7 protein-coding genes and 1 pseudogene are annotated in these 7,585 nt (G+C 39.6%); 4 read left to right on the plus strand and 4 right to left on the minus strand.

Going from position 1 to position 7,585, the window contains the following annotated elements; genetic code table 11:
* The first annotated feature begins 355 nt into the window (after positions 1 to 355).
* On the plus strand, positions 356 to 757 hold the full coding sequence (locus tag V7K67_RS18540; RefSeq protein WP_335167859.1) for a fasciclin domain-containing protein: 402 nt from the start codon (positions 356 to 358) through the stop codon (positions 755 to 757).
* Between the two features lie 23 nt (positions 758 to 780).
* Here the strand turns inward: V7K67_RS18540 and V7K67_RS18545 are convergent, their stop codons facing one another.
* The 3 genes from V7K67_RS18545 to V7K67_RS18555 all read right to left on the minus strand — a co-directional run bounded on the left by V7K67_RS18545 (position 781) and on the right by V7K67_RS18555 (position 2,705).
* Positions 781 to 909: a hypothetical protein gene (locus V7K67_RS18545; RefSeq protein ID WP_256875343.1), complete on the minus strand. Its 129-nt coding sequence runs from the start codon at positions 907 to 909 to the stop codon at positions 781 to 783.
* Positions 910 to 1,227: 318 nt separating this feature from the next.
* Positions 1,228 to 1,713 (minus strand): tetratricopeptide repeat protein, encoded by a 486-nt coding sequence (locus V7K67_RS18550; RefSeq protein WP_335167860.1) that lies wholly within the window; start codon positions 1,711 to 1,713, stop codon positions 1,228 to 1,230.
* Positions 1,714 to 1,808: 95 nt separating this feature from the next.
* On the minus strand, positions 1,809 to 2,705 hold the full coding sequence (locus tag V7K67_RS18555) for an aldo/keto reductase (protein ID WP_335167861.1): 897 nt from the start codon (positions 2,703 to 2,705) through the stop codon (positions 1,809 to 1,811).
* Between the two features lie 202 nt (positions 2,706 to 2,907).
* On the opposite strand from V7K67_RS18555, the gene V7K67_RS18560 reads away from it, so the two are divergent.
* From V7K67_RS18560 to V7K67_RS18570, 3 genes are all read left to right on the plus strand, one after another.
* Positions 2,908 to 3,249: an antibiotic biosynthesis monooxygenase family protein gene (locus V7K67_RS18560; protein WP_335167863.1), complete on the plus strand. Its 342-nt coding sequence runs from the start codon at positions 2,908 to 2,910 to the stop codon at positions 3,247 to 3,249.
* A gap of 36 nt (positions 3,250 to 3,285) precedes the next feature.
* Complete coding sequence (locus tag V7K67_RS18565) at positions 3,286 to 3,486, plus strand: hypothetical protein (RefSeq protein ID WP_335167865.1); 201 nt, start codon at positions 3,286 to 3,288, stop codon at positions 3,484 to 3,486.
* Positions 3,487 to 4,340: 854 nt separating this feature from the next.
* Positions 4,341 to 6,587 (plus strand): EAL domain-containing protein, encoded by a 2,247-nt coding sequence (locus tag V7K67_RS18570; protein WP_335167867.1) that lies wholly within the window; start codon positions 4,341 to 4,343, stop codon positions 6,585 to 6,587.
* A 90-nt stretch (positions 6,588 to 6,677) separates the two neighbouring features.
* On the opposite strand, the pseudogene V7K67_RS18575 reads toward V7K67_RS18570, so the two are convergent.
* A pseudogene (locus V7K67_RS18575) lies at positions 6,678 to 7,585 on the minus strand (hypothetical protein); the annotation flags it as partial.

Raw genomic sequence — 7,585 nt, forward strand, 5'->3', positions numbered from 1 at the left:
GATGGCGAGGCAACTTTACTATCACTAATTTTTTACCGATGGTAGGTGTAATATCAGCTTACCTGCTTTGTATACCAATTAGATAGCTAGGGAGTGGCAGGTTTGGGTTAACTATGCTGACGGGTCTAAGTCTGTGGTGTGCGATTGGTTGGTGGTGTTCTAGAGTACTCACAAAGGTCACGCCTATTAATCGTAGAGATTCTTTCGACTTTTATTTCGTCAGCGCCATCACTTCAAAAAATGCGATAAGTACATTTACTCTTCAATTGCATCTAGCGTAGGTTTATATTTTCTAGATACTCAAGTGTGGTAAACCTCTAAGTATCAAGTTTTTTGACAATTAAGGTAAAACTCAATGCCAGATATTATAGATACTGCAATCAATGCAGGTACTTTCAACACTTTGGTAACAGCAATTACAACTGCTGGTTTGGACACAGCGCTCAAAGGTTCCGGCCCATTTACCGTATTTGCACCAACAGATGAGGCATTTTCTAAACTGCCATCTGGTACTGTAGAAGCATTACTTGAAGATGTGATTGAGTTAAGAAAAGTTCTAGAGTATCACGTAGTAGCTCAAAAAATTGTTGCAGTAGATTTGGCACAGTTGTCCGAGGTAACAACAACCCAGGGAACAGACCTCAAAATTGATTCTAATAATGGTGTTAAGGTAAATGAAGCAACAGTTGTCACACCGGATGTGTCAGCAGATAATGGTGTGATTCATGTTATTGATCAGGTATTAATCCCTCAGTAAAATGCCGTGAAGTCTTTTTGAGATTAAACATCGCGATTGCTGCTCTGTGCGGCTTCTTCTGAGTCCATCGGTGAGAGGCTCATAAAACTGTGGTCTTGTGGTTCATTGTAGGTTGCTCCACCGGCGGCAAGTCCAGGGAGCAACCATCGCATCAACTTTTTCTCGGCTTGATGAAGATAAACATACAAGTGCCAATACTTATGCGGGTACAGCTAGTCGCGTAACTGTTGGGCAGACACTTCCGGGTGGGGGTATAGTGATCGCAAACGGCACTTATCGAGACGTTTTCAATAATGATTCTGATCATTAATCATTACTTATTGCGAAAATATTAAGGGCTCATTTTGAGTCTTGGAAAGTAAATCAAACAGTAAATACAGTAAATGCTGATTTTTTCTTCGATTTTCAATTTTGCTTACGATCTTGAGTAATTTAGATGCGGCCGTCCTGACTTTCGGCTGAAAAGACAATTACCCATACCATTCATTCATCAGAATTTGCTCGCACCTTACGATCATTTCCTGCGCCTGGGATAAACCAAGATTATAAGCATTCTCAAAACACGCTTTGGCTTCGATCACCCGCTTCCTTCGACCCTGTTCATCGCCTTTGTTGTACCAAGCTCTAGACATCAGTGGGTCTATTTCCAACGCTCGGTCATAACACGAAAGCGCTTCCTCTTGCTGACCGAGGCTACTCAACGTATTCCCTTTATTCATCCATGCAATCGCGTTTCTTGGTTCAAACTCCAGTGCCGAATTGTAAGACTGTAAAGCTGCTTCGTGATACTCCAGTCTCCAAAGCGCCAATCCTTTGTTGATCCAACTTTCCACATGGCACGGATCGATTGCAAGCACGTTGTTATAGTAGGCCACCGCTTCGTTAAACTTTCCTGCGTCTTGAAGCACCATTGCTTGTTGAAACATGTCAATGATATTTTCTGATGGTTCCGACATCACTTAAACTTCCTATTTGAAATCTCGCTTTGCCCATTCTCGAATAAATGCTATTAACTAATACCCTAATACCATTTTACAAAAAATCTGAGCCATTATCCTAACCACTCAGGATTTTTGGCTGTACCATCAAATTGGCTAGTGGTTTTAAATAGCTCATACTGACCTTTAAGAGCAGCTTGGCGAGTCCGATTCAGTAATGCTTTAACTTGTTCCTGGCTCATGGGTGTAAAAGTACGTACTGCCTCAAAAGCCTGGTTTAAGATAGGCATACTTTCAATGCCTGTAATCACCGTTGAAGTTGGTAGATTCATCGCGTAATGCAGACATTCGATAGGTTTGACCACATTGCTTTTGAGAATGTTTTGGTCGCCCATAGATTTCATCCCCAGTACAGCAATTCCGTCCTGAACCAGTTTGGGTAAAACTTGCCTCTCAAAACTGCGGAAATGGGCATCCATAACATTTAACGGCATTTGCACTGCATCAAAACGGAACTTATTTTGATTGGCAACTTCCAACATTCTCAGGTGTACTAAAGGGTCTTTGTGTCCAGTAAAGCCTATGTAGCGAATCTTGCCAGCTTTTTGTGCTTCCACAACTGCTTCCATCGCACCGCCAGGGGCAAAAATCCGGTCTGGATCTTCCATACGAATGACTTCATGATGCTGCAATAAATCAATGTGGTCTGTTTGCAAACGTTTTAAAGATTCATCAATTTGTTTAGTAGCGGCCGCCTTTGTACTGATAGCTAGCTTTGCATAGGAGCAAAATTCGCTGCTTCTAACTGTTGAAGGAGAAAAGCAGTCAGGTAGAGATAGATTTTTGATATAGATGACTTGGTATTCGGCGGTCACGGTTAAAAACGTTAGAGTTTCTGCTGTGATGTCGGCAAAATCTGAGATACCCTTCTTTTGCCACTTTCCGGGAGTGTATAGGGTGTGGGAGGTGTGGGGACTGTGGGAGGATGGGGAAGAAATCTGGCTCCCCACACTCCCCCCTCTCCCCACACTCAAAAGCCAGTTAAAGCAGGGGCTTGCGATTAACAAGCGTGCCATTCGTCAATAAACCGTATTACCTTTATTTTTAGTGTGGCGCGAGTTGAGAGTTGATGATTTTTGTCGGTGAGCAGCATCTAAAACTTGAACTTACATAACACTATTACCATAGGTAGATCCTAGCTTCTGCTGGTAAATGCTATCATCTAGCATGGCAGAGTTTAAAAAAGCTTTTATGGATTCACCTGTAGTACTGATCAATGTCTTCTCTGTTCCTCAAGGTTTAGAAGATGAGTTTCTTCGGAAATGGAATCAGACTGCTCAGTTGATGAAAAATGAGCCAGGGTTTATCGATACAAAGTTACATCGCAGTCTTGACCCAACCGAGAGATTTCAATTTATTAATATTGCAAAATGGTCTAGTAAAGAAGCTTGGAAATCGGCATTCTCTAAACGCATTTCCCAAAATGAGATTTTTGAACAACAATTACCTGTTGAAGCTAATCCTGCACTCTATCAAATTGAAGCAGAGTACTAATCTCAAAATAGAATTTAGAGGAGTCATAATTCAGCTATGATTACTGAAAATGATGATTCAGTCGATGCAGTCAATGAACTGTTGAGAAAAATCTCTATTAAAGAAACCCAGCTAAGAATAGCCCAAGAGTCGAATCTCATTCAGACTGCTGAAGTGTTAGAAAATCAACTATCCCAACTGCAACAAGAATTGGGAGATAATTCAGACACACAATTGCAGTCACTAATGAGCTTGTAAAATGCTTATGACGGCAACTGAGCTTTTTAGAAGTGGGGCTTACACCTGCGCTAAAATATGATGTTCCTATTCTGAAATAAGGGCAATTGAATCGCTTGTAACTGTTTGGCGTTATCCAGGTTAAACAACGAAATCCCCAGCAACCTAATACTGCGGTTTTCCAGTTCAATAGACTTGTCCGCAAATCCTAAATGCTTATGAGGCAAGGTTTTGACGGATTAGGTAGAAACTGCGATCACGAACTTGCGATCGCAATCTGTGCGAGTTGCTCCCAAGCAAAAAGAACTAACTTTTATCCAGAATGACTTTCAAAATGTTTAGAATCGCTCTTAAGACTGGATTGCTTACAGCGTCAACCAAGTTTCTCTTCCATAGTCTTGAATTTTACCATAGTCTCGAACTGAAACAAACAAAAATCAAATGACATCTAGCATATAACTTTACAGCAAACAACAGCCTAGAGGATGAACTCTATTGCCAAACTGGTAATATAATAAAATATATAAGGTACGAGTTATTACTTAGGGACTGCTTTATTTCAAGCTGCTTTAGTTACTCTTCTTAACTTATACTAATTCCAAAAATGTTTACGACAGATTTACCCCACCTGCGCTGACGCGCTCTCGCCTTGCCAAGGGAGAGTTAGGGAGGGGTATTATCGATGTGTCGCATTCTTTTTTCAAATTGGTATTATTGACTAAATTGATTTAGATTCTGCACGTATCCGCAAGATTGAAATAATGCAAACACGAATAGACTTTAAAACAAATTGGGTGGTGAAAGTCCAAGTTTTTTTTCTGGAGATTATGACTTGGGTTTGACAGAAAAACTGTATTTGATTTTGAATAGCAATAATGGTTAGACAACTGAAAGGTTATCATCATACTCAAATCCTTCGAGAAGATAGTAGTACCATTATTTATCGGGGAATAAAAGAATTAGATAGAACGCCTGTAATCATAAAATATATTAAAACAAAATACCCAACTATCGAAGATATTGCCCGGTTAAAATATGAGTATAAAGTTCTCCAGTCGCTAAAGATTGTCGGAGTTATTAAATGCTACGTATTAGAAGATAAGCATCAGTTTGGAGCAATTATTTTGGAAGATTTTGGTGGAGAGCCACTTTCAAAATACCTGAGTCAAAAATCCTTCGATTTAAGTGAATTTTTAGAGGTTGGAATTCAGCTTGCCGAAACACTAGCAAACCTCCATCAATACCAAGTTACTCATAATAATTTAAAACCTGGTAATGTTTTTTTCAATCCGCAAACTGGACAGGTTAAAATTGACGATTTTAGCCTTGCTACCTATTTGGATGAAGAAAAGCAAACAATTAGTAATCAGAATTTTTTTGAAGATGCTTTCTATATATCACCTGAGCAAACGGGGCGGATGAACCGCTTAGTTGATTACCGCACTGACTTCTATTCTTTAGGCATTATTTTCTATGAAATTCTCACAGGACAGTTACCCTGTCAAAGTAACGAACTGTTAGAACTCGTTCATTGCCATATTGCTAAAATTCCAATTCCTCCTTCTATAATTGCCAAAAATCTGGGCTTAAGAGAAATTCCTCAGGTAGTTTCTGATATTGTGATGAAACTTTTGGCAAAGACAGCAGAAGAACGTTATCAAAATGGTCTTGTTAACCATACAATCCTGATTGCACGTAATGGCGATGAGTTTGCTATTGATGATTCTGCTGCCCCAATTCGTGCTAGCAACGGTGAGATAATTGGGGCAGTTATGGTATTTCATTATGTCTCCCGTACCCGCACCTTATCTCGACAACTTTTTTGGCAAGCTAGCCATGATTCTTTAACTGGACTGCTAAATCGACGCGAATTTGAACGCCATTTACAGCAGACTATTAACGATGCCAAGGTGCATAATCAGCAACACGCCCTCTGCTATCTAGATTTAGACCAATTCAAAATCGTCAACGATACCTGTGGTCATATTGCCGGCGATGAACTCTTGCGTCAAGTGACAGCATTATTTCAAGGTCAGGTGCGGAAGACGGATACTTTAGCTCGCATCGGTGGAGATGAATTTGGCTTACTCCTGAATCAATGCTCACTACAACAAGCACAACGAGTTTCCAATACCATCCGTCAGAAAGTTCAGGAGCTTCGATTTATCTGGCAGGAAAAACTTTTTACAATTGGTATCAGTATTGGATTAGTTATGATTGATACGCAGAGCAAAAGTGTTGCTCATGTCTTAAGTCTGGCAGATGCCGCTTGCTATGCAGCTAAAAATCGAGGGCGTAATCGGGTACAGGTTTATCAAGTAGACGATGTTGAGCTACTACGACATAAAGGTGAAATGGAATGGGTAACGCGTATTACTCAGGCTCTAGAAGAGAATCGATTTTGCCTTTATTACCAAACGATTATCCCAGTTTTGCCAACTCAGATCGAAGAACAACATTATGAAGTCCTTTTGCGTTTGCAAGACGAAACTGGGGCTTTGGTATTACCTATGGCATTTATTCCTGCCGCAGAACGTTATAACCTGATGCATTTAATTGACCGTTGGGTAATTCGGACTCTATTTACTACTCAAGGACAACACTATCGTAATAGCTGGAACGATTATCAATCAAGGAATCAGCCATGCAATTCTATTTATGCAATTAATCTTTCGGGTGCAAGTATCAATGATGACCAATTTATTGAATTCTTAGATGAGCAATTTGCTTTGCATCAAATCCCACCGCAAATGATCTGCTTTGAAATTACTGAAACTCTTGCTATTAGTAACTTAGCAAAAGCTTCTTTATTTATCAGCGAATTAAGAAGCCTTGGCTGTCGCTTTGCACTAGATGACTTCGGTAGTGGAATGTCATCTTTCACTTATCTGAAAAACCTACCTGTAGATTTTCTCAAAATTGATAGCAGTTTTATTCGGCAGATTTTGGATAGTTCTATTGATTTAGCAATGGTTGAAGCAATTAATAATATTGGGCATATTATGGGGCTTCAAACTATTGCAGAGTTTGTTGAAAGTGATGCCATTTTAGAAAAAATTAAAGGTCTTGGGGTAGATTATGCTCAAGGTTACAGCATCGCAAAACCATGTTCTTTTGCGTGACTGATTGTCACTTAAAGGATAATGTGGCCGTTTTTAAAGCATAAAGTGGCCGCAGTAGTAAAACCTTAGAGAAAGGCGAATAAATAAGATTTACTGTGAAAGATCCAGTCTTATCTGCCTCAAAACATCAATTACCTCAGCCTGCCACAGCGAAGAGGGATGAGGCATAAATTTTCTGAGATTTTTAGCAGTAGGGGTAATGCCTTGTGCATGAAGTACTGGAGCGAGTTGGCGCACTTCTCGACAGCCTTGCTCAATAGCTAGTTTATGGACGAATTTGCGGTAATCTTTATAGCGTAAAGAAATAGCATGGCACACAATAGGGCAATAGTGGTAGAAAGTAGCCAAACCAATACCAGTTCTCTTAGCTATTTTTCTTAGAGAAGGTGGTGGATACTCGTCGCTAAACAAAGCTAATTCAAGTATGTTTCTGATGTGCAAAAATCTTAGCTGCTGTTGATATTCACTATATCTAGTAACCAAAGATGCTGATAAAGATTTTGAGCAAGCAGTTAAACTACTAGGAGTTTTGAATCCTAAACGAACAGCTAATTGAGTTAAAGAAGGAGGTGGTTCTTCTTCTTGAGCTAGTTGCATCGCCTGAATAACTCGTTCGCATTTAGGACTACTATTTGAAGTAACTAAAGCAGGCTGTGATGATAATTTTTTCTGTTTAGGAGCAGGTAGAGAAACTAGCTGGTTAAGAGTAAGAGGTAGTATTTTAAGTTGAAGAAAATCGACAAGATTAGTTGATAAGGCATAGCAGATTTTCAAAAGTTTATCTAAATTTGGGATGGCTACACCTGAATACCAATGTAGAATTTCATATCTCGATAACCCAAGCCAACGACCAAAAGCGGAAACATTACCTTGAGTATATTGATAGACGTAAGCTCTTAGTATTGGTAATCGTTCATGGGGGTAAATTATTGCTGAAATCGGGCAAAATCTAATGTGTGAAGAAGTTACAGCAATTAAACACACAAGCAGATCCATCT

The sequence above is a fragment of the Nostoc sp. genome (assembly GCF_036917155.1).
GTDB lineage: Bacteria > Cyanobacteriota > Cyanobacteriia > Cyanobacteriales > Nostocaceae > Nostoc.

Excerpts from the sequence above, each read along its gene's own strand:
- V7K67_RS18545 (WP_256875343.1), bottom strand. The coding sequence starts at position 909 with ATGCGATGGTTGCTCCCTGGACTTGCCGCCGGTGGAGCAACCTACAAT.
- V7K67_RS18540 (WP_335167859.1), top strand. The coding sequence starts at position 356 with ATGCCAGATATTATAGATACTGCAATCAATGCAGGTACTTTCAACACT.
- V7K67_RS18550 (WP_335167860.1), bottom strand. The coding sequence starts at position 1,713 with ATGTCGGAACCATCAGAAAATATCATTGACATGTTTCAACAAGCAATG.
- V7K67_RS18560 (WP_335167863.1), top strand. The coding sequence starts at position 2,908 with ATGCTATCATCTAGCATGGCAGAGTTTAAAAAAGCTTTTATGGATTCA.
- V7K67_RS18570 (WP_335167867.1), top strand. The coding sequence starts at position 4,341 with ATGGTTAGACAACTGAAAGGTTATCATCATACTCAAATCCTTCGAGAA.
- V7K67_RS18565 (WP_335167865.1), top strand. The coding sequence starts at position 3,286 with ATGATTACTGAAAATGATGATTCAGTCGATGCAGTCAATGAACTGTTG.